This window comes from Collinsella sp. LCP21S3_C7, assembly GCF_052118485.1.
In the GTDB taxonomy this organism is placed as follows: Bacteria; Actinomycetota; Coriobacteriia; order Coriobacteriales; family Coriobacteriaceae; genus Collinsella.
This window is the reverse complement of record NZ_JBQKHC010000003.1, coordinates 147785-168803: the sequence shown is the minus strand read 5'-3', so window position 1 is coordinate 168803 and position 21019 is coordinate 147785. Positions and strand designations below refer to the sequence as shown.

General features: G+C 63.7%; 14 protein-coding genes. 7 read left to right on the top strand and 7 right to left on the bottom strand.

Translation table 11 applies throughout. The features are described 5' to 3' along the window. The coding region (locus ACTQ1E_RS02825; protein WP_154518613.1) for an IS3 family transposase at positions 1 to 109 on the top strand (109 nt) is incomplete at its 5' end. Positions 110 to 219: 110 nt separating this feature from the next. Here ACTQ1E_RS02825 and nifJ read toward each other — a convergent pair. The 7 genes from nifJ to dnaX form a co-directional block, all read right to left on the bottom strand. After that, positions 220 to 3759, bottom strand: a complete 3540-nt coding sequence (nifJ, locus tag ACTQ1E_RS02820) for a pyruvate:ferredoxin (flavodoxin) oxidoreductase (RefSeq protein WP_441057697.1) — start codon at positions 3757 to 3759, stop codon at positions 220 to 222. Between the two features lie 476 nt (positions 3760 to 4235). After that, positions 4236 to 5174 (bottom strand): FHA domain-containing protein, encoded by a 939-nt coding sequence (locus tag ACTQ1E_RS02815; RefSeq protein WP_441564631.1) that lies wholly within the window; start codon positions 5172 to 5174, stop codon positions 4236 to 4238. 3 nt (positions 5175 to 5177) lie between these two features. Next, entirely contained in the window at positions 5178 to 7019 is a 1842-nt protein-coding gene (locus tag ACTQ1E_RS02810) for a serine/threonine protein kinase (RefSeq protein ID WP_441564629.1), read from the bottom strand. Then, positions 7016 to 7924 carry a hypothetical protein gene (locus ACTQ1E_RS02805; protein WP_441564627.1) on the bottom strand — a complete coding sequence of 303 codons (909 nt, stop codon included), beginning with the start codon at positions 7922 to 7924 and terminating at the stop codon, positions 7016 to 7018. The genes ACTQ1E_RS02810 and ACTQ1E_RS02805 overlap by 4 nt, the downstream gene beginning before the upstream one ends. Positions 7925 to 8167: 243 nt before the next feature. Beyond that, on the bottom strand, positions 8168 to 8764 hold the full coding sequence (recR, locus tag ACTQ1E_RS02800; protein ID WP_099432550.1) for a recombination mediator RecR: 597 nt from the start codon (positions 8762 to 8764) through the stop codon (positions 8168 to 8170). Positions 8765 to 8777: 13 nt separating this feature from the next. After that, on the bottom strand, positions 8778 to 9098 hold the full coding sequence (locus ACTQ1E_RS02795) for a YbaB/EbfC family nucleoid-associated protein (protein ID WP_427719331.1): 321 nt from the start codon (positions 9096 to 9098) through the stop codon (positions 8778 to 8780). A gap of 221 nt (positions 9099 to 9319) precedes the next feature. Further along, on the bottom strand, positions 9320 to 11815 hold the full coding sequence (gene dnaX / locus ACTQ1E_RS02790; RefSeq protein ID WP_441564625.1) for a DNA polymerase III subunit gamma/tau: 2496 nt from the start codon (positions 11813 to 11815) through the stop codon (positions 9320 to 9322). Between the two features lie 115 nt (positions 11816 to 11930). On the opposite strand from dnaX, the gene ACTQ1E_RS02785 reads away from it, so the two are divergent. The 6 genes from ACTQ1E_RS02785 to ACTQ1E_RS02760 all read left to right on the top strand — a co-directional run bounded on the left by ACTQ1E_RS02785 (position 11931) and on the right by ACTQ1E_RS02760 (position 20893). Beyond that, positions 11931 to 12656: a hypothetical protein gene (locus tag ACTQ1E_RS02785; RefSeq protein WP_441017347.1), complete on the top strand. Its 726-nt coding sequence runs from the start codon at positions 11931 to 11933 to the stop codon at positions 12654 to 12656. A gap of 144 nt (positions 12657 to 12800) precedes the next feature. Continuing rightward, positions 12801 to 14654, top strand: coding sequence for a serine/threonine-protein kinase (locus tag ACTQ1E_RS02780; RefSeq protein ID WP_441564622.1), 1854 nt, complete (start codon positions 12801 to 12803; stop codon positions 14652 to 14654). Then, positions 14651 to 15655, top strand: a complete 1005-nt coding sequence (locus tag ACTQ1E_RS02775) for an FhaA domain-containing protein (RefSeq protein ID WP_441564620.1) — start codon at positions 14651 to 14653, stop codon at positions 15653 to 15655. Before ACTQ1E_RS02780 ends, ACTQ1E_RS02775 begins: the two co-directional genes overlap by 4 nt. A 6-nt stretch (positions 15656 to 15661) precedes the next feature. Next, complete coding sequence (locus tag ACTQ1E_RS02770; RefSeq protein WP_055250779.1) at positions 15662 to 16078, top strand: FHA domain-containing protein; 417 nt, start codon at positions 15662 to 15664, stop codon at positions 16076 to 16078. After that, the gene (locus tag ACTQ1E_RS02765) at positions 16075 to 18006 is read left to right on the top strand and encodes a Stp1/IreP family PP2C-type Ser/Thr phosphatase (RefSeq protein ID WP_441564618.1); all 1932 of its coding nucleotides are present in this window, start codon (positions 16075 to 16077) and stop codon (positions 18004 to 18006) included. Before ACTQ1E_RS02770 ends, ACTQ1E_RS02765 begins: the two co-directional genes overlap by 4 nt. Positions 18007 to 18022: 16 nt before the next feature. Beyond that, a complete protein-coding gene (locus tag ACTQ1E_RS02760) occupies positions 18023 to 20893 on the top strand; it encodes an FtsW/RodA/SpoVE family cell cycle protein (RefSeq protein ID WP_441564616.1) in 2871 nt (956 codons plus the stop codon). Positions 20894 to 21019: the final 126 nt, after the last annotated feature.

Below are 21019 nucleotides of genomic sequence, written 5' to 3'. Positions count from 1 at the left end.
CAAGGCGGACCTCGACGACTTCGTGGTCCATTGGAACACGAGGAGGCGCCAGGTTAAACTGAAGGGACTGACCCCGGAGGAGTTCCGGAGACAGTCCCTTGCGGCGTAGTTCTTATTTAAGCCGTCCAAGTTTTGGGGTGCAGTTCAGTGCGCAGCGGGGGTTCTTTCATGTCCGAGGACGTCCGCGAAGGTTAGCCCTCAGATCCTGCGGTGGGAGACCTAGGCCTCGTTGTACACCGTCTTGAGCTTCAGCAGGTGAGCGTAGCGGTCCATAGCGGCCTGCTCGTTCTCCTTGAAGAGCTCCTCGGCGCGCTCGGGGAAGGAACGCGTCAGCGAAGCGTAACGGGCCTCGTTCATCAGGAACTCCTGATAGCCGCCCGCGGGCTCCTTGGAATCGAGCGAGAACTTCTTGCCGGCAGCAGCCTCGGGGTTGAAGCGGAAGAGGTTCCAGTAACCGCACTCGACAGCCTTCTTCATCTCGGCCTGGCAGTTCTGCATGCCGCCCTTCTTGATGGAGTGCATCTCGCAGGGGCTGTAGCCGATGATGAGGGACGGGCCGTCATAGGCCTCGGCCTCGTGGATGGCCTTGAGAGTCTGAGCCGGGTTGGCGCCCATGGCGACCTGCGCCACGTAGACGTAACCATAGCTCATAGCGATCTCGGCCAGAGACTTCTTCTTGGTCACCTTGCCGGCAGCGGCGAACTGAGCAACCTGGCCCAGGTTCGAAGCCTTGGAGGCCTGACCGCCGGTGTTGGAGTAGACCTCGGTGTCGAAGACGAAGACGTTGACGTTGTGGCCAGAAGCCAGGACGTGGTCCAGACCACCGAAGCCGATGTCGTAGGCCCAACCGTCGCCACCGAAGATCCAGAAGGACTTCTTGGTGAGGTAAGCCTTGTCGGCGAGGATCGCCTTGGAAGCGTCGCAGCCGCACTTCTCGAGCTCGGCAACGTAGGCGGCAGCAGCAGTCTTGGAGGCCTCGACGTCGTTGACGGAGTCGATCCAAGCCTGACCGGCGGCCTTGAGCTCGTCGGACGGACCGTCAGCGGCGATGAGCTCCTGGGTGGCGGCGATCAGCTTATTCTGGACGGCCTCGTAACCGATGGCCATGCCCAGACCGTGCTCAGCATTGTCCTCGAACAGGGAGTTGTTCCACGCCGGGCCGTGACCGTCCTTGTCCTTGCAGTAAGGAGCGGTGGCAGCGGGGTTGCCCCAAATGGAGGAGCAGCCGGTGGCGTTGGAGATGAACATGCGGTCGCCGGCGACCTGGGTCACCAGACGTGCATAAGCGGTCTCGGCGCAGCCGGCGCAGGAGCCGGAAAACTCCAGGTAGGGCTGCTTAAACTGGCTGCCCTTGACGTTGGCCGCGATGAGCTCCTTCTTCTCGGAGACGTTCTTGACCATGTAGTCCCAAACGGGCTGCTGATCCATCTCCTGCTCGGCGGGAACCATCTCGAGGGCGCCCTTGGGGCAGACCTTGACGCAGTTGGTGCAGCCCATGCAGTCGAGCGGGGACACGGCCATGGTGAACTTCATGCCCTTGGCCTTGGGACCCATGGCGTCGAGCGTACGGGTAGCCTCGGGCGCGGCGGCAGCCTCGTCCTCGGTCATCGCGAACGGACGGATGGTGGCATGCGGGCACACATAGGCGCACTGGTTGCACTGGATGCACTTGGTCTCGTCCCAGTGAGGAACGACCACGGCGACGCCGCGCTTCTCGTATGCGGAGGCGCCCAGCTCAAACTGGCCGTCGGCGCAATCGACGAAGGCGGAAACGGGCAGGCTGTCGCCATCCATGCGATCGATGGGCTCGAGCAGGTTCTTGACCTGCTGGGCGATAGCGGACTTGGTCTCCTCGGAAAGCTCGACAGGAGCGGCGTCCTCGGCGGTAGCCCAGTCGGCCGGAACCTCGAACTTACGGAAGGCGGTAGCGCCGGCATCGATGGCCTTGTGGTTGGCGTCGACGATGGCCTGGCCCTTCTTCATGTAGGACTTGGTAGCCGCGTCCTTCATGTACTGCAGGGCGTCCTCGGCGGGCAGGACCTTGGCCAGCGCGAAGAAGGCGGACTGGAGCACCGTGTTGGTGCGCTTGCCCATGCCAACCTTGGCGGCCAGGTCGATAGCGTCGATCAGGTAGACGTTGATGTTGTTGTTCGCGATGTAGCGCTTGGCCACGGCGGACATGTGCTCGGCGAACTCCTCGTCGCTCCACTGGCAGTTGACCAGGAAGGTGCCGCCAGGCTTGACGTCGCGGACCATCTTGAAGCCCTTGACGATGTAGCTGGGGTTGTGGCAAGCGACAAAGTCGGCCTTGGTCACGTAGTACGGCGAGCGGATCGGGGAATCACCAAAGCGCAGGTGCGAGACGGTAACGCCGCCGGTCTTCTTGGAGTCGTACTGGAAGTAGGCCTGAACGTACTTGTCGGTGTGGTCGCCGATGATCTTAATCGAGTTCTTGTTGGCGCCGACGGTACCGTCGCCACCCAGACCCCAGAACTTGCACTCGATGGTGCCGGGGGCTGCGGTGTTGGGCGCATCCTCGGCCTCGGGCAGGCTCAGGTTGGTCACGTCATCGACAATGCCGATGGTGAACTCGCGCTTGGGCTCGTCCTTCTTGAGCTCCTCGAAGACGGCAAACGCGGACGCGGGAGGCGTGTCCTTGCTGCCCAGGCCGTAACGGCCGCCGACGACCTTGATACCCGTCTTGCCGGCCTCGTAGAGAGCGGAGACGACGTCCTGGTAGAGCGGCTCGCCGATGGAACCCGGCTCCTTGGTGCGGTCCATGACGGCGATCTTCTGGACGGTCTCGGGGAGAACGTCCACGAAGTGCTTGATGGAGAACGGACGGAACAGGCGAACCTTGACCAGGCCGACCTTCTCACCGTGAGCGTTGAGGTAGTCGATGACTTCCTCGAGCACGTCGCAGAAGGAGCCCATGCACACGACGACGCGATCGGCATCGGGAGCGCCGTAGTAGTTGAACAGGCCGTAATCGGTGCCGAGCTTCTCGTTGATCTTCTTCATGTAGCCCTCGACGACGGCAGGGAGCTCGTCGTAGACCTTGTTGCAGGCCTCGCGGTTCTGGAAGAAGATGTCGCCGTTCTCATGGCTGCCGCGGGTGTGCGGGTGCTCAGGGTTGAGCGCGTGGTCGCGGAAAGCCTGGACGGCGTCCATGTCGCACATCTCGGCAAGATCCTTGTAGTCCCACATGGCGACCTTCTGGATCTCGTGGCTGGTGCGGAAGCCGTCGAAGAAGTTGAGGAACGGGGTCTTACCCTCGATGGCGGCAAGGTGAGCCACCGGCGAGAGGTCCATGACCTCCTGGACGTTGCCCTCGGCGAGCATGGCGAAACCGGTCTGGCGGCAGGCCATGACGTCGGAATGATCGCCAAAGATGTTCAGGGCGTGGGAAGCGACGCAACGCGCGGAGACGTGGAAGACGCCCGGGAGCTGCTCGCCCGCGATCTTGTACATGTTCGGAATCATCAGGAGCAGGCCCTGAGAAGCCGTGTAGGTGGTGGTCAGAGCACCGGCACCCAGCGAACCGTGAACGGTACCGGCTGCACCCGCCTCGGACTCCATCTCGACGACCTTGACCGGGGTGCCAAAGATGTTCTTGCGACCCTGGGCCGCCCACTGGTCGACATGGTCGGCCATCGGGCTGGACGGCGTAATGGGATAAATTCCCGCTACCTCGGTGTACGCATACGAAACATATGCGGCCGCCTCGTTGCCGTCCATAGACTTAAACTTACGCGCCATATACCCCTCTCCTCTCATATAGGTATACAGGCCCCGGCGATTACCGGGATGTTGGCGTGATGGGATTTTCGCTGTTGCTTCCAGTCATCTGACAGGCGGACTCAGCAGCAGGTACATGGCGTGGAGAGAAGGCATGCCGAGGCGAGGAGGCTGCACGCGCTCCACAGGCCCAGCTACCCGTCTTGCACATGATCGAGCGCCGCAAAGGCCGCATGCCGGATGCTCCCGGGCACGCCCCGGTGATGGGAAGCGCCCGCAACGGAAATCCGCATGCGGGTTTATTGTACCCCGCCGTCAAGTGTAATTTCGACAAATATAGGCGGGCGGTAAAGGTTTACCCCGATCGACCATCAAGGGCAAAAATAATCCTTCCGTCACCGAGGGACCAAATGGCAGTTGCGGTGAAATAGGGACTGTTTTTGCCGGCCGTAGCCTTAAACAGTCCCTATTTCACCGCAACTTATTTAGGAGATGAGTCAGAGGGCGCCGAGGAGGATGGCGTAGGTTGTGGATTCTCCGAGCCTGAGCTCGTCACCGGGGTTGAGCTGAGCGGAGCGGCCGGGCTCGACCTGGGTGCAGACGTTCGTCGCGCCGTTTACCACCACAGTTCCGTTGGTGGACGACAGGTCCTCGACGTACCAGACATTTTGGTCATCGCACCACACGTGGGCATGGCGAGCCGAAACGTCATCGCCCACATCGGTGATATCGCCCTCCCCCGTCGCCAGCGCGCCGATCTCGACGCCCTCCTCACTCGGCTGAATCCAGCGCGGGGTGCTCACCACGTAGCCGTTTTGCACGCGCAGCAGTCCCAACGGGTGCGCAGGCGCCGCCTCGCGCTCGCCCGTGACCGTCGAGGTGCTCAGCGAGCGCGGCGTCGACGTGGCTCCGCCACAGGTCGCATGAGCGTAGTCGAGGGCATAGGTCACCGACGAGCGGACATCTGCCGAGCAGCCCACGGCGACAAACAGCACCAGGATGGCCTCGGCGCGCTCGGCGGGCATGAGCTCAGCCGCCTGCGACAGGCGCTCGAGCGCATTGCGATAGAGATTCGTGTCCTGATGGCATTCCTCGAGTGCCCGCACCATGGGCTCGCCAGCGGAGCCGCACACCATGTTGGTCACGGCCGCGGCGTCCATGGGATTGCGGCGGCGCAAGGCCAGCTGCGACATAATGCGCGCGGCCGAGGTACCGTAATCGGCAAAATAACGTTCCTGCAGCGTGCCGACTGGCGCGCGCACGATAAAGCGCGAAACCCAAGAGCGATCGGCAGCACGGCTCTGCGGACTACGGCCGTCGACGAGCGGGCGGCTCGAGAGCACCAGGCCGCACAGTTCGATATGGCTCAGGTGCGCTGCGCGCTTAAAGATGTCAAACATTGCCCCGCACGGGGTGAGCTCAGCTTGAGAAGCCATGGCTTAGCCCTCCTTGGTCGCAGAGATAGTGTCGGATACTTCGGCCGGCCCGCCAAAGGCGCGAGCAGCCGCGGCTCCGCCGGCAAGCGGCGTCGCCATGGAAATTTTCGCACGTCGCGCTGACATGACGGGAAGCTCAAAGGCAAACCCCATCGCCAGCAAAAACCACGTGAGCGCATAGGTTGCAATTAAGGCGGCAACGAAGCCGCTCGCTACGGCGCGTTGGGAAAACACGGTGCATGCAACCGCGATCAGCACCGGAACCTCGCAGGCAGAAAGCGCCAGTACGCCTTGCAGGAACCCCGTGCGACGATCGTGTGCCATGGCGCCGGCAGCGATGCCCACCATGCCCGGCGGTGCCAACGCCAGTGCGGCGATAATGGCCGGCAGCTTCCCGGACCACATAAGTGGTCCTACGACGAGCGTCACATGGGCGCCCGACGCCAACAGCGCAGCTGATACCACGACCACAGCCCAAAGCACGCCGCATACCGCCGTCGCACCAACCATCGCCGCACGCCGGGCCGTGTGCCCCGATACCTCCATCGGGCACGGCATGAGCGGCTCGGCGCGAAGCGAGCGGGCGACATTTTGCGCATAGTGGTCGCAAAATGCCGAGAGCGCCGCCTCCACCGCAGCCGGCTCGGGACGATCTTCCTGATGGCAGGACAGGCAGGCCATGACCACGTCGAACAACTGGGCATCGACAAACGCCAGCGCATCGCGCAGATCCTCGGAATTTGGATCGAGTCCCAGCTGCTGAGCCTGTTCGGCCGCGGCAAGTGCCACATCGGGCTCGCGTCGCAGCAGTTGCGTCAAGTCGCAGCCGGGCGCGTGGGCGCCAACGGGATAATCGGGCAGCGTATCCATCTTGAGGCGATAAGGGCTGGCGATATCGCACGTCTTTTTGCGCGAGCCCGAAGTACCCGACGCACCCGGCGCCACTTCGTACGGCGCGACACCGGCGATGAGCTCGTAGACCGTACTCGCCGCTGCATAGACATCGATTGCCGGCGACATGCGAAGCATGCGCAGGTCGGGGATATCGTCGGTGAGCATCTCGGGCGGGGCGTAGGCCACCGTCGCGCGGCGCAACGTGGCATATCGCTCGGTAAACGACGCCTTGCCGCCGGTGCCGGCCACCTCAGAGGCGGGCTCGAGCGCCAGCGAAGAGCCAAAGTCGATCAAGCACAGGTCGAAGGTGCCTTCGGCAAGCTGTCGGTCGAGCGGCAGGCGCGCCGTGCGCACCATAATATTAGCGGGCGAGATATCGCGATGGACGAACCCCTCGCCTACCAAGCTCATGCGGCAGAGCAGATCGAACAGGTCGCGACCCAGGCGCGCCGCCACGAGCGGCGACAGACGCCCGGCCTCGTCCACGGCAAGGCGCGAGCGCAGGCGAGCGAGCGTCTCGCCCTCGACCCACTCCATGACAATCGCGGGCACGCCGTCAACCTCGCCCCATCCATACAGGCGGGGAAAGCCTCTAAGGCCCGAAAGGGCACGATGGCATTCGTATTCCTCGCGAAACGCCGCCTTGAACTTGGTGACCAGCGCCTCGTGGGCGACATCGTCATCAAATTCGTCGCGCGTTGGCAAGATGAGCTGCTTGAGTGCCACGGCCTCGCCCTGCGCGTTGACGGCACGCGTCACACGGCCGATACCGCCGCGGCGCATGGTGGCGTCATCGGCAAACAGCATCGTAAAACGGCGAAGGTAGGCGGGAAGCTCGTCCGGGCCCAGCGCAATGGCGGGCTCAAACCCTCCAACGCGCGCCAGGCGCAGGCCCACCATGGGATCACGGCTGAGCGACTGGGCTGCCGTAGAAGCGAGGTCGTTCGTCATAGGGCGATCGCCGCCACATTGGTGTTGAAGTTGTTGAGCGCGACGTCGTCATCGCCGTAATGTCCCACCCATTGGCACAGGTTGGTATAGCAGCCCCACAGATTGGCATACTGCCGATACCACTTAGATTTGGTCGAGAACCTTTGTCGACCGAACTCGGCACGGATAACAAACATGTCATTCGCCAGGGTGTCGCACGGTCCGGTATCGCCCGTGGCGTTATAGGTCGAAACCACGCTATTAGCGCGGGCGACATAGCCATCGAGCATGTTGTATTTGGTCACGAGCCAGCTGTGAATACTCTCCTCCTCGGCAGCCGAGAGACCACCCGAGCCCGTGTCGCCGCCGGCACCGCCGTCCGTCGAGCTGCCACTCGAAGATCCACCGCCAGAGGCGGAGCCCGAACCGGAACCGCCGCCCGAGCCCGCCGAACCGGTGCCAGAACCGGACCCGTCCGAGCCGCCGGGCTTACCCGCCTGCTGCGTATCCTGCTCCTTCTGCTGCTCCGCCTTGTTAACGACAGAAGCCACGCTGTTATTGGAAAGCTTCGTAATGACCTTGGTGTTGGTGAGCACGATAGTCTTGCCGTTTGCCAGCGTGATCTCGTTGGACGCCCGCTCGCCCTCGTCCGCGGGATCGACGCCAAACACGGTGCGCCCGAACACGCTCGCCCACGCATATCCGGTTGTCGTTCCCAAGTCGCTTTTGGCCTTGCGCCCAATATGCAGCTCGCGCTCAGCATGCGCCTGTACCATGGACGGCACCGTCATGCCATAAGCCGAAACACCGGCTATGACCAGCACGAGCGAGCAAGACAGCAGCACGTACGCCCGAGGCGCCAGGCCCAGCCGGCGTCGAATGCGTACCGCGGCGCCATGCTTTGTCTGAGTGCTAGCGGGCCGCATGCGTTCTCCTCCAACAAAAACACGCCGCTTAAAAGCGGCGCATTCTTTCATATCCACTTTTGAGTGTATCAGCGAACCCAAAAGGTTGTGCAACGAATGGGCAAATACGAGGTGCGAGTGGACCCATCCACGCGATAAGCGGATGAAAAGCAGGTTTGTTGTACAACAAATGCATGAACGCGTGCCCAATTATGAGCGCCCCGTGCGGCAGGCCGACGGGACATGCCGCGGAGCTGACGCCGCCTAGATCGCACGACGGGCCTCGATAGCACGGCCGAGCGTAAGCTCGTCAGCATACTCCAGGTCGCCTCCCACGGGCAGGCCGCTCGCCAGACGCGACACCTCGACGCCCAGAGGCTTGATGGTGCGGGCAAGGTAGCTCGCCGTGGTCTCGCCCTCAATGTTGGGGTTGGTGGCGATAATGACCTCGTGGATGTCCTCGTGGCCCAAGCGCGCCAGCAACTCGCGGATGTGCAGCTGCTCGGGGCCGATCTTGTCCATGGGGCTGATCACGCCGCCCAGCACGTGGTAGAGGCCGTGGTAGCTACCCGTGCGCTCAATCGCCTGGACATCGCGCGGCTCACCCACCACGCAGATGCGGGTGGTGTCGCGCATCGAGTCTTGGCAGATGGAGCACTCGTCAGCGGTGGCGTAATTAAAGCAGCGGCTGCAAAAATGCACTTCCTGCTTAACCTCTAGAATGGCCTCGGCCAGGCGGCGCGCCTCCTCGGCGTCGGCCTCGAGCAGGTAGTAGGCGATGCGCTGGGCCGATTTGGGGCCAATGCCCGGCAGACGGCCCAGCTCATCGAGCAGTTTTTGCAGACTATGGTTGGCACTCATATATGTGCGCGTCTTAGAACGGCATGCCCGGGATGTTGAGGCCGCCGGCGATGGCGCCCATCTGCTTGTTGGCGAGCTCGTTGACGCCGCGGACGGCCTCGTTGACGGCAGCCATAATCATGTCCTGCAGCATATCGACGTCCTCGGGATCGAGCGCATCGGGGTCGATGGTGAGGTTGACGAGCTCCATCTCGCCGTTAACGGTCACCTTGACCATGCCGCCGCCGGCAGAAGCGTCGACGGTCTGGGACTTGAGGTTCTCCTGCGCGGCGGCAAGCTGCTCCTGCATCTTGCGGGCCTGCTTCATCATCTGCTGCATGTTCATACCGGCCATGATGGCTCCTTTACGTGTGGTCGCGCGACAAGCTGCAAGGGCAGCCGGGCACGGCGGGACTTTCAAGCTCAAAAATCGTACCACGGCGCGGGGCAAACGAGCGGGGCGGTCGCGCTAACTCAGTCGATGTACATGTCCTCTAGCGTGACGCGCCGCCCAAGACTATGCAAGGTCGAATTATGCAAGGTCTCACAACTCGGCGTATACACCCGCCCGCATAGTTACTCCACCGGCTTGAAGATGGTGGACTGGCCAAAGACACTACGTATGAGGGCTTTGGCCTCGTCCTCGGTCTGCGGGATGCCCGGGGCTGCGCCCTGGTGACTGAAAGGACTGCCGGCACCGGGGCTGGACTCCCAAGGGGCAGCGAGGGCGTCGTCACTTGCAGGGGCGGACGTCGCAGCCGCGGGAGCTGCGGCCGAAGCGGCAGGGCTGGGCGCAGGCGCCGCGGCAGGCACGTCGAACGGAGGAAGATCTTCCCCGCTCGCATCGCCGGCGAAGCCGCCGACCATGGCGTCGTCGTAGGGTACCTGCTCGGATTCCCATGGCGCAGCCTGCACAGACGGCTGAATCTTGGGAGCAGACGCGCACTCGGGCGCTCGGGGCGCGGGCTCGGTCGGGAGCTTGCCCGTGGCAGGAGCACCGGCAGGGTTGTCGGAGCGCAGCCAGGGGGCCTTGGCCAGGTCGGATGACTTGGGTGCAGGCGCGGCAGCGGGCTTGGACGCGGGGATCGGAGCAGCCGGTTTGGACACGGCGGGTTCAGTCACCGACGGGATCGGTGCCGCTACCGGTGCCGCTTTTGGCTGCGTCGCGCTGGCGCTCAAGGATGCAGGGGCCGCCGAGGACACGGGTTGCGGGTCCGCAGATGCCGCAGCCCGTGCAGATGGAGAAAGCTCCTCATGTTGAGGAGCCGGCCTGACACCCCCATCCAGGACATAGTCGACGGTGCGACGACCGAAGACCGCACTGACTGTCGGCAAAAACACCGCCTGTGTATCAGCACGCCCGAGCATCTTGATAGCAAATGCCGTAGGGAACGAGACCGTGAGCTTAGAACCATCGTCTGCCGTAGCGCGAGCGTTCAACAGGAGTGCCGCATAAGAAGGTTGTTGGGCCTTGACGCGCTCGACGACCTCGACCCATTTGCGCTGGAGCTCGCCGGCATCCTCTACCGCAGGGGTCTCGGCGGCGCCGGCGGCAGCAACCTGAGCGGCAGTGTTGGGCTGGGGCTTAGGCGCCGGAGCGGTGATAGGCGCGGGGGCCGCAACGGGCTGAGGCGTCGGAGCTGGCGCAGGCCGAGGCGCAGGCGCCGCAGGCTTGGAAGCTGACACGGACGCAGGCTGCGTCGCCGGAGCGGCGGCGCCGCGATCCCAAGGCATGCCGCCCTGGCGCGCGGGCGTAGCAGTGGGAGCGGTGGATGCCACAGGGGCAGCAGCTCGGGCACCCGAAATCAGCGTCGGTTGTTGTGTCGCCACAGGTGCAGCCGCGACAGCCGCAGGCGCAGCACCAGCAGCAGCCACGCTCGCCGGCACCGCGGCGTTGGCGACCATGGCCTCCAAGCGTGCCACGCGCTCGGCCAGGGCCTCAATGGTCAGATCGGCCTCGGGACGCGCCAGGCGCGTGCAGGCGATCTCGAGCACCAGGCGCACGTCGCTCGCACCCCTCATCTCCAACGCGGCATCGTCGAGCACTGTCAGCACGCGGGCCAGACGGTCGGCCGGATGCCCGCCAAAGGCAGCGGCCTCGGCAGCAAGCGCCTCGGCCTGCTCGGCCCCGCCCTCAAACAGCTCGGCACGGGTACCGGCAACGCAGGCCACATACACGTCGCGCACGTGCGCCACCAGGTCGCGCGTCAGCTCAAGCAGGTCATTGCCCTCCTCGACCTGTGCGCGAATGAGCCCATAGAGTCCAGCAATATCACGCTCGGCGATGGCGCGGGCAAACTCGCCCAGGATCTGGTCCGAAACCTCGCCCAAAAGCGAGCGGGCATCGTCCGCATGCACGGCGCCGTTGCCAAAAACGCTCAGCTGCTCCAGCGTGGAAAGCGCGTCGCGCATGCCGCCCTTGGCATGGCGCGCCACGATGGCCAGCGCCTCGTCGTCGTAATCGAAGCCCTCCTGCTCGCACACGTAGGACAGACGATGCTCGATATCCTCGTTGCCGATGCGGTGGAAATCGAAGCGCTGGCAGCGCGAGAGGATGGTCTCCAGAATCTTTTGCGGATCGGTGGTGCACAACACAAAGATCACGTGCGCCGGCGGCTCCTCGAGCGTCTTGAGCAGCGCGTTAAACGCCGCCGTCGTGAGCATATGGACCTCGTCGATGATATAGATCTTGTACTTGCCACGCACCGGGGCAAAGTTAACGGAGTTGATGATCTCCTCGCGCACATTGTCCACGCCCGTACGGCTTGCGGCATCGAGCTCGTAGACATCGGGGTGGTTGCCCTCGGCGATGAGCTCGCACTCTTCGCAAGTGCCGTCGGGCATGCAGCCGCTTGCGCCCTCGGCGCGCGCCGCCTCGGCATTGCGGCATAGCAGCGCCTTGGCCAGGATGCGCGCCATGGTGGTCTTGCCCGTGCCGCGCGGTCCGCAGAACAGGTACGCGTGGGACAGGCGCCCCTCGGTGATGGCGTGCTCGAGCGTCGAGACGATATGCTGCTGGCCCACCACGGAGTCGAAGGTGAGCGGGCGATACTTTCGGTACAACGATTCCATGGGTGCTCCCCCGGGTATACTGAGTCTTGTTGCCGCGACGGCCATGCGGTCGCACGGCATACTGCACTCATAATAACCCGTACGGCGAGCCCGCCGCGATAGGAGTCCAAAGAGCATGGCAGACGCAGAGAGCAACCTCGTTCCCTCCGAAGCAGCCGACCAGGTCGAGGTCGCGCTCGAGAAACAGGCGGCAGCCGACGACGGCATCCTGTACCTCAACGAGTATCAGTACGAAAACGACCTCGTCACCGACTTCGCCCGCTTGGTCGCCTCGCCCAGGCGTCGCGGCTCGCTGTATGTCGCCGCGGCAATTGCCGCGCTGCTCGGCATCGGCATGTTGGTGGCCGGCGGCAACTGGATCAAGTTTGGCGTCGTCCTGATCGTGTTCGGCGCCTTTTTGGCCTGGTGGAGCAAAAACCTGCACCACACGCTCGCCCGCGACTTTATCGACGCCGTCGAGGCCGACAAGTCCATGGGTGGCCGCTATCGCCGCGTCGCCGCCAACGAGGACGGCTTGATGGTTTGGGGCAAGAGCGGCAAGTCGCAGTTCTTCCCGTTTGAGAAGCTCGACCACGTACTCGACGGCGAGCGCATCTTTGTTGCCATGTTCGCAGACCAGGGCGTGACGATCCCCAAGGACACCTTTGTTCGCGGCGACGCCGAGCAGTTTGGCTCCTTCCTTAAGGCGCGCATCAACAAAAAGCTCCGCATCGAGACCAAGAAGAAGAAAATGAAGGCCGAGAAGGCTGCAGCCGAGGCCAAGCAGGGAGACAAGGCAGACAAGCCCCAGGACAACAAGGGCAAGCAGTGCAAGCAGAAGAAGGGCAAGAAGAAGCACTAAGGCCAAGTCAGACAGGCAGCCTCGCATCCCGCTATCCTCCCCATGCACCAGAGCGTGCTACACTAGCAGCATCTATGCCACCGCGAATGGCTCGGCCCCGCGCCCGCCGCTCGCAAACGAACTTTAAACGCACGAGGGTTGGCCATGCCGCTTTTCTCGCAACATACCGCCCGGTTCTCGCCGGACGTCCCTTTGGAGGGCACCAGCTCTCGCGAGCTGCTCAGGCGGTACCAGCCGCTCGAGACGCTTGCGACCGGCGGTTTTGGCTCCATCGAGATTTGCCGCGACACGCACCTGCGTCGTCGCGTGGCCATTAAGCGCATCCCTCTTATCAACGGCTCCGGCATGCCCGCCAGCGACATCATGGATGTACTGCGCGAGGCACATACCGCCGCCATGCTTCAACATCCCAATATCGTGCAGGTTATCGACTTTACGCATGACACCGCCTATGCCTACCTGGTCATGGAGTATGTCGACGGCATGTCGCTGGCCGAGTTTTTGCATCGCGTGGACGGCCACTCGCTCACCTTTGATGAGGCAGCGACCATTGCCGACGCGTTGGGTCAGGCGCTCACCTTTGCCCATGCAAACGGCGTGCTTCATCTGGACATAAAGCCCGCCAATGTGCTCATTGACCACTCGGGCAATGTAAAGCTCACCGACTTTGGCATGGCGCGGCTGTCATCTGCCGGCGGCTTTGGCGGATCGCGCGGCGGCACCATCGGCTACATGCCGCCCGAACAGCTCGATATCGAGACCGGCACGGTCGACGAGCGCGCCGATGTCTTTGCCCTTGCCTGCGTGATCTACGAGGGCCTGTGCGGCAGCGCCCCCTTTATGGCGGCAACGCCTGCCGACTCGCTCGACCGCATCATCGGCGGCGCCACCTACCCCAGCGAGCTGATCCCGCACTTTCCCCCGGGAGCCGAGGCAGCGCTCATGAGCGCCCTCTCCCCTATGCCGCAAGACCGCCCCGATAGCATCGAGGCATTCTGCAATCAACTCCTTGCCGGCTTGGGGAGCGTGCGCGAAGGCCGTCGCAGCTTGGAGCAGATGGTAAGCGAGCTTTCGGACGACGAGCACGCAGCAGACGATATGGAGTCGCTGCCTTACGAGGATAACGCCATCGAAGTCGATCCCGCGCTCGGTTGGGCGGGCACGCGCTGGAGCTGCGCGCGCGATTACACCATGCGCGGTATCTCGGCGCTAACGTGTGCAACCTTCAGCTTTTTGCTTATGCAGACAGCGGGCGTCGCGGCGCTTCCCGGGCTGGTCGCCGCGGCCATCGCTATTGGCGCGGCGGCAGGCTTGGCACCGCAGATCGGCTCGGCTATCTCGGCCGTGGGCTTTTTGGTGCTCATGGCCAACGCCACCATGCAGGCGCAGGGCATCCTGTCGATGCTGCCGGTCGCGGTCATTTTTGCCGCCGCCATGTCCGGATGGTGGATTGCCTGGGGACGCACCGAAGCGGCCGCGAGCGCGGCACTCACCTGCGCGCTTGCGCTAGGTTGTCTAACCGGCGACGCCATCCTTGCCGCCGGGGCCGCCGCGGGCTTCGCGGCGTTTTGGCTCGGCCCGGCAAGCGCCGCTGCCGCCACGGGTATAGGCGCGCTTTTTGCCCGCCTGGCCGCAGCTGCCCTCCCTACGGGAGGCGTGCTGGGGCTTGGCAATGTCGCCGCAGCGCTGGGCGACGCGTTCCTCTGGGCCGCCTTCGCACTGATCGCAGCAGCAGCCGCGGCAACGTCGCTGCTGCTCAATGCCCATGCCAAGCGCGCCGAGCAGGGGTCAAACCTCGCCGCCATCGTCGCAATTGCCGTCGCCGGTATCGGCTCGGCCGTATCGTTTTGTCTTGCACACCATATGGAAATTGCCAGCCTTGCGGGCACGGTCGTCGCCAAGGCGGCGGTTGCGGGAATCCTATCCTCTATAATCGTTGGGATATGCCTGTATTTGCTCGGATACCAAAGAACCTATACGGAGAGTGATCTTTCGTGAACTTCCTGAACATCTTCGAGGACCACGTGGCCGGCATCTTCGGTGCCACCCGTGCCCCGTTCTCCTTTAAGAAGCTTGCCAAGCAGGCTGCTCGCGACATGGAGGATCAAACTCTGGTGATCAACGGCGTCAACACCGCGCCGGCGCTCTATACCATCCTGATCGCCACCGATGACGATCCCATGCTTGCCCCGTTCTATCCCGAGCTTTCGCGCGAGGTGCGCGAGTTTGTGAAGGCGCAGGCCGAAAAACGCCGCTACGTCTTTGTCGGCGAGCCCCTTGTTCGCTTTATGATCGACCCTCAGCTGCGCGCCGGCAAGTTCTCGGTCTTTGCCGAGAACGTCGACGCTCCCACGCTCGGCCGTCTGTACGAGGAAGAGCGCGCCTATCAAAATGGCCTGGGACAGAACAGCTCGGCCATAAGCCGTGCCGCAAGCGCCCCCCGCGCCGGTCAGCAGCAGTTTGCATCGCCGCAGCAACACCCGGCCGCCATGCCCCAGCAGCCGACACCCCGCGCTGCCACTCCCGACCCGCTCGCTGTGGCCGACCCCTTTGCACCCAATGTCCCCGATCCCGCAGCCCCCATCCCTGTGCCGCAAACCGTCTCGCGCGACGCACTTGCCGGTATGGGCGGAGCGGCCGCCACTGGCGCCGCCGTGGGCCTTGGCGCTGCGACCAGCATCGCCTCCAACATGGCAAGCCCCCGCGCCCCGCAGCGTCCGCTCGCCCAACTCGTCGACGTCGTGAGCGGCGAGAGCCACAACATCACCTCCGCGCAGGTGACCATCGGTCGTGAGCGCTCGGTATCCGACATCGCCCTGCGCGACCCCAACGTGTCGCGCCGTCATGCCCAGCTCACCTTTACCGGCTCTGACTGGTCGATCGAGGACCTCAACTCCACCAACGGCACGCTCGTCAACAACCGCCGCATCACGCGCTGCCCGCTGCGCAACGGCGATCTGCTAACGTTTGGCCTGAGCACCTTTGAATTTAGGGGTTAATCGCTTATGAACATCGATATCGTCCTTTTTGCAGGCCGCATCGTACTGGTCGTCCTGCTTTATATCTTCTTGTTCGCCGTCATGAAGACCGGCGTGGGGCTCGTGCGCGGCCAGCGCCGCGACTCTGCCATCTGGACGATCGATGTGGACAAGGGCCCGCGCGGCATCCGCGGTATTCACGTGGATATGCTTGGCCCCGTCATCGTCGGTCGTTCGCCGTCATCTGACATCTGCATCAACGAGCCGTTTGTCTCTGCCTCGCATGCGCGTTTTTCGCTGCAGGGCCCGGCACTTATTATCGAGGACCTCAACTCGCTCAACGGCACCCTTGTTAACGGCCGCCAGCTGGTGGAGCCCGCAACGCTGCGCGAGGGCGACGAAGTCCAGATTGGCGACGTGGTCATGAAGGTGAACCGTCGATGATCGACGAGGAGAACAAGTCCGCAACCATGTCCGAGGCGCTGGCTGCCCCCGCGGCCGTGCCGGCTCATGCCGCCCCGGCGGGCCCTGCGCCCGTGGAGCCCGAGGACACCGTGTTCTCCCTGCCTCTTTCGCATGTAACGCAAGACCATCCGATGCCCACCGATGGCCAGGATGAAGATAATTCCACCGATGCCCCCATCGGCGCGCACGCCGTTGCCGATCAACCTTCGGCACCGGAAACTACACCTGCGCCGGCCCACTTTGCCGAGTCTGTCGCCGCGGCAATCGATGAGAGCGCCGCGGTGTTTTTGGCCCCCGAGCCCACGGCACCGGTGTTTCCCGTAGTTCCAGCACCCACCGCAGCGCCCGAGCCCGCATCTACACCGGCACCCGCGACGGCATCCTCCCCCGCGGCCGCATCGGCGCCCGAGGCCGTGCAGCCTACGGCCGAAGAGATGCCCGTCGCAGCGACGGAGGACGCCCCTCAGCCCCACAGCACGCCCGCGCACTTCGCGGCACCCGAGCCCGCAGCCGTCGCCCCGCAAGACGAAGAGCCTGCCGACAACACAACCGAAGTGCCCGCCACGTCTAAAGTCGACGATCCGAGCAACGAGGCCAACGCCGTCTCGCCCGGCGACACGGCTGAGATTGATGTCGCCGCCGTGGAGGCCAAGCTCAAGGACCCTGGTTCGACCATGAGTTTTGAGCCGCTGGCCGACGAGCGCATCGAGACCGATTCGACCTACGATGCCGGCACCACCACGCAACTCATGTGGGGCGCCCGCTCCGATGTTGGCTGCGTGCGTCCGCACAACGAGGACTCCTACCTGGTACAGTCGCCGCTCTTTTGCGTGTGCGACGGCATGGGTGGTCACGCCGCCGGCGAGGTAGCCTCCTCCATCGCGGTCGAGACCATCGCCAAGACGGCGCCACAGGCTGCCGACGCCGCGCGCCTAGCCGCAGCCGTCGAAGCTGCCAACGCCGCCGTCATCGAGGCCGCACTCAACGGCCTGGGCAAGCCCGGTATGGGCTGCACGGCAACCTGCGCCTATATCGAAAACGACATGCTCGCCATCGCCCACGTGGGCGACTCGCGCGCCTACCTGCTCCACGAGGGCACGCTCATCCGCGTGACCCGCGACCACTCCTATGTGGAGGAGCTCGTGGACGCTGGCGAAATTACGGCCGACGAGGCGCGCGTCCATCCCAACCGCTCGGTTATCACGCGTGCGCTGGGTTCGGACCCCGCCATGTATGCCGACCACTTTACCCTGCACATCGAAGAGGGCGACCGCCTGATCCTGTGCTCGGACGGCCTTTCGAGCATGATTCCCGATAGCGAAATCGAAAACATCGCCACGCAATCGTCTACGGCGCAGATTTGCGTCGACAACCTGGTGGACGCCGCGCTCGCTGCCGGCGGCCACGACAACGTGACGGTAGTCGTTGTGGACCTGGTCGACGACGGCGTCATGCGCGAGGCAAAGCGTGTTCGCCGCCGCAACGTCACCATTGCCGCCATCCTGGGCATCGCTTTTGTGCTGGCGGCAACCATCTGGGCCTACGCGGGCGTCACCGGCTCGTATTACCTGGGCACCTACAAGGACACCGTCGCGGTCTACCGGGGCATTCCCGGCAAGCCGCTCGGCCTTAAGCTGCACTGGCTCGAGAGCACGACCGCCATCAAGCTATCCGACCTACCCGAAGACACGCAGAATCGTCTGAAAGCAGGCATTCCGCAAACGAGTGTCGACGACGCGCAGGACACTATCTCCAAGTACCGTCATCAGATCGATGAGGAACAGACCCGCCAGGTGATCGACGCGCAAACGATTCGCGACAACACCGACCAGGAATCGACTTCCAAATCGAATTCCGAAAAAACCGCCGAACAGTCCGCCGAGGCCGAAGCCTCCGATAAGAATTAGAAAGGGAGTGCCGCTTATGAGTCGCCGCAACACCGAAATGCTCTTGCTCATCGCCTCGGCGTTCCCCGTCATCCTGCTGTATGCGATGTACGTGCTCACCGCAGGCGCTTCCATCTCGTTTGAAACGCTCGCCGTGCCGATCGGTCTTTTTGCCGCCTTCGCCGCGGCGCATATCGCCGTGCGCATCCTGGCGCCCGGTGCCGATCCGGCCATCCTGCCCATCGTCTTTGTGCTTTCGGGTATCGGCATCACGTTCGTAACTCGTCTGGCACCCGCCCTCGCCATCTCGCAGCTCGTCATTCTGTTTGTCTCGGTGGCACTGATGGTGGGCACGCTCGCGATGATCAAGAATCTCGATGTGGTCATGCGCTACAAGTACACCTTTGGCATCATCGGCATCATCTTGCTGATGCTGCCCATCTTTATCGGCACCACCATCTCGGGCTCCAAGCTGTGGATTCGCATCGCCGGCTCCACCATCCAGCCCGGCGAGTTCGCCAAGATTTTTATCGTATTGTTCTTGGCCGGATACCTAGCCGAAAACCGCGAACTACTCTCCATCTCCAATCGCAAGATCTTGGGCCTCAAGGTCCCGCGCCTGCGCCTGCTGCTACCGCTGTTCGCTGTGTGGGGCGTATGCCTTCTGGTCGTTGTCTTCGAGCGCGACTTGGGCTCCGCCGTGCTGTTCTACACCATCTTCTTGCTGATGCTCTACGTCGCCACGGGACGTTTCTCGTATGTCGTCATCGGCCTTGCGCTTTTGGCAGTGGGTGCCGTGGGCGCCTACAAGTTCCTGTCGCATGTCCAGGTACGTTTCCAGATCTGGGCCGACCCCTTTAAGGATGCCCAGGGCCAGGGCTACCAGATTGTGCAATCCCTTTTCTCGTTGGCTGACGGCGGTCTTATCGGCGCTGGCATCGGTAATGGCATGGCCAATAACATCCCCGTCGTCGAGTCCGACTTCATTTTCTCGGCCATCGGCGAGGAAATGGGCCTTTTGGGCGGCGGCGCCGTACTCGTCCTGTTTATGCTCTTTGCCGTGCGAGGCCTGACCACGGCCGCCCGCGCTAAGTCCGACCTTGCCGCATTTAGCGCCACGGGCCTCACGGCCGCCATTAGCTTCCAGGCCTTCTTGATCGTTGGCGGCGTTACCCGCCTGATTCCGCTGACCGGCGTCACCCTGCCCTTTATGAGCCAGGGCGGCTCCTCGCTGCTGGCGAGCTTTATCATTGTCGCGCTTTTGCTGCGCGCCGGCGATGAGGCCACCGGTCGCGAAGCCGAGCTCACCGGTACCGGCACCATGGCCGCCATCACTGACGACCAGGTCGCTTCTGCCGCGGCGCATGCCGGCACGCGCTTCGCTTCTTCGTCTTCCTACGGCCGTGGCAGCCACTCCACCGGCTCGCGCATGCGTCGTCGCCTGCTCGATACGCCCGAATCTGGCGTGCTCGGCCGCGTGGCGCTCGCTAACCGCCTAACCCGCGCGGTATTTGCCTTTACGGCCCTGTTCGCCATCCTCATCGGCAACCTCACCTATGTCCAGGTCATCAAGGCCAAGGATTACCAGGATATGCCGACCAACAATCACACCATCGCCCGTTCCAAGTACATCCAGCGCGGCTCCATCATCACGTCCGACGGCGTGACGCTGGCCGAATCGCTGCAACAGGAGGACGGCACCTACGTACGCTCCTACCCTAACGGCAACCTGGCCGCCCATGTGGTTGGCTATGTGAGCCAGCAGTACGGCACCGCCGGTATCGAGAGCGTGATGAACGACACGCTCACCGGTTCCAAGGATTACTCCAGCTGGAACAACGCCATCGCGTCGCTCGCGGGCCAAAACCAGCCGGGCAACACCGCCAAACTCACCATCGACTCCCGCATCCAGACGGCTGCCGAACAGGCTCTCAAGGGCTTTAAGGGCGCCGTTGTGGTCATGGACCCGCGCACTGGCGCGGTGCTCGCATGTGCCAGCTCGCCCACCTACGACAACACCAACATCGACGCCCTGCTGCAATCGGGTGGCGGTGAGGACGGTTCTATGTACGACCGCGCCATGGACGCCCTCTATACTCCGGGCTCCACGTTTAAGGTCGTCACGCTTTCGGCGGCGCTCGAGTCCGGTGCAGCGACGCTCGACACCACCTATAGTGCTCCGGCCGAGATGGAGATCGGCGGCGCTGCCGTCACCAATGCCGACGACATCGGCTACGGCACCATCTCGCTCCGCCGCGCGTTTGCCGTGTCGTCCAACGTCGCCTACGGCCAGCTGGCCCGCGACCTCGGCGCCGAGACGCTCGTCAACCAGGCGAACGCCTTTGGGTTTGGCCAGTCGCTCGGCCAAGACTTCTCCACCACGCCCTCCATCATGCCCGACCCGTCGGTGATGACGGAATGGGAGCTCGCCTGGGCCGGCGCCGGCCAGCCCGTCGGCATGGACCACACGCCGGGTCCGCAGACCACCGTCATGCAGAACGCCGTTATCGCGGCGGCCATCGCCAACAGCGGCGTCGTCATGGACCCGTTCTTCGTTGCCCAGGTGCTCGCCCCAGACGGAACCGTGGTCAAGACCACGCAGTCCCGCTCACTGGGCCAGGCCGTCAGCGCCACCACGGCCGAACAGGTCAAACAGGCCATGCTCGACGTCGTTCAATCCGGCACCGGCACCGATGCCCAGATTCCGGGCGTCAAGGTTGCCGGCAAGACCGGCTCTGCCGAGATCGTCGGCACCAAGGTCAACTCGATGTTCGTCGGTTTTGCGCCTTACGATTCACCCACGGTCGCCATCTCGGTAGCCTTGGAGGATTACGACAAGCACGACGTCGAGGCGGCAAAGATCGCCGGCATCGTCCTGACCGCGGCGCTTGCCGCCCAGGGAGCGTGATGCCCGTGATTGATGCGCAAGCATGGGGCGTGCCGCGGCCGATAACACTAGCGGCAATGCGCCACACGGCCCCAGCGGCCTCAAATTTGGTACTACACACATCGTTGAGCGAATAGTCATGTTAGG

Excerpts from the sequence above, each read along its gene's own strand:
- nifJ (WP_441057697.1), bottom strand. The coding sequence starts at position 3,759 with ATGGCGCGTAAGTTTAAGTCTATGGACGGCAACGAGGCGGCCGCATAT.
- ACTQ1E_RS02815 (WP_441564631.1), bottom strand. The coding sequence starts at position 5,174 with ATGGCTTCTCAAGCTGAGCTCACCCCGTGCGGGGCAATGTTTGACATC.
- ACTQ1E_RS02810 (WP_441564629.1), bottom strand. The coding sequence starts at position 7,019 with ATGACGAACGACCTCGCTTCTACGGCAGCCCAGTCGCTCAGCCGTGAT.
- ACTQ1E_RS02805 (WP_441564627.1), bottom strand. The coding sequence starts at position 7,924 with ATGCGGCCCGCTAGCACTCAGACAAAGCATGGCGCCGCGGTACGCATT.
- recR (WP_099432550.1), bottom strand. The coding sequence starts at position 8,764 with ATGAGTGCCAACCATAGTCTGCAAAAACTGCTCGATGAGCTGGGCCGT.
- ACTQ1E_RS02795 (WP_427719331.1), bottom strand. The coding sequence starts at position 9,098 with ATGGCCGGTATGAACATGCAGCAGATGATGAAGCAGGCCCGCAAGATG.
- dnaX (WP_441564625.1), bottom strand. The coding sequence starts at position 11,815 with ATGGAATCGTTGTACCGAAAGTATCGCCCGCTCACCTTCGACTCCGTG.
- ACTQ1E_RS02785 (WP_441017347.1), top strand. The coding sequence starts at position 11,931 with ATGGCAGACGCAGAGAGCAACCTCGTTCCCTCCGAAGCAGCCGACCAG.
- ACTQ1E_RS02780 (WP_441564622.1), top strand. The coding sequence starts at position 12,801 with ATGCCGCTTTTCTCGCAACATACCGCCCGGTTCTCGCCGGACGTCCCT.
- ACTQ1E_RS02770 (WP_055250779.1), top strand. The coding sequence starts at position 15,662 with ATGAACATCGATATCGTCCTTTTTGCAGGCCGCATCGTACTGGTCGTC.
- ACTQ1E_RS02765 (WP_441564618.1), top strand. The coding sequence starts at position 16,075 with ATGATCGACGAGGAGAACAAGTCCGCAACCATGTCCGAGGCGCTGGCT.
- ACTQ1E_RS02760 (WP_441564616.1), top strand. The coding sequence starts at position 18,023 with ATGAGTCGCCGCAACACCGAAATGCTCTTGCTCATCGCCTCGGCGTTC.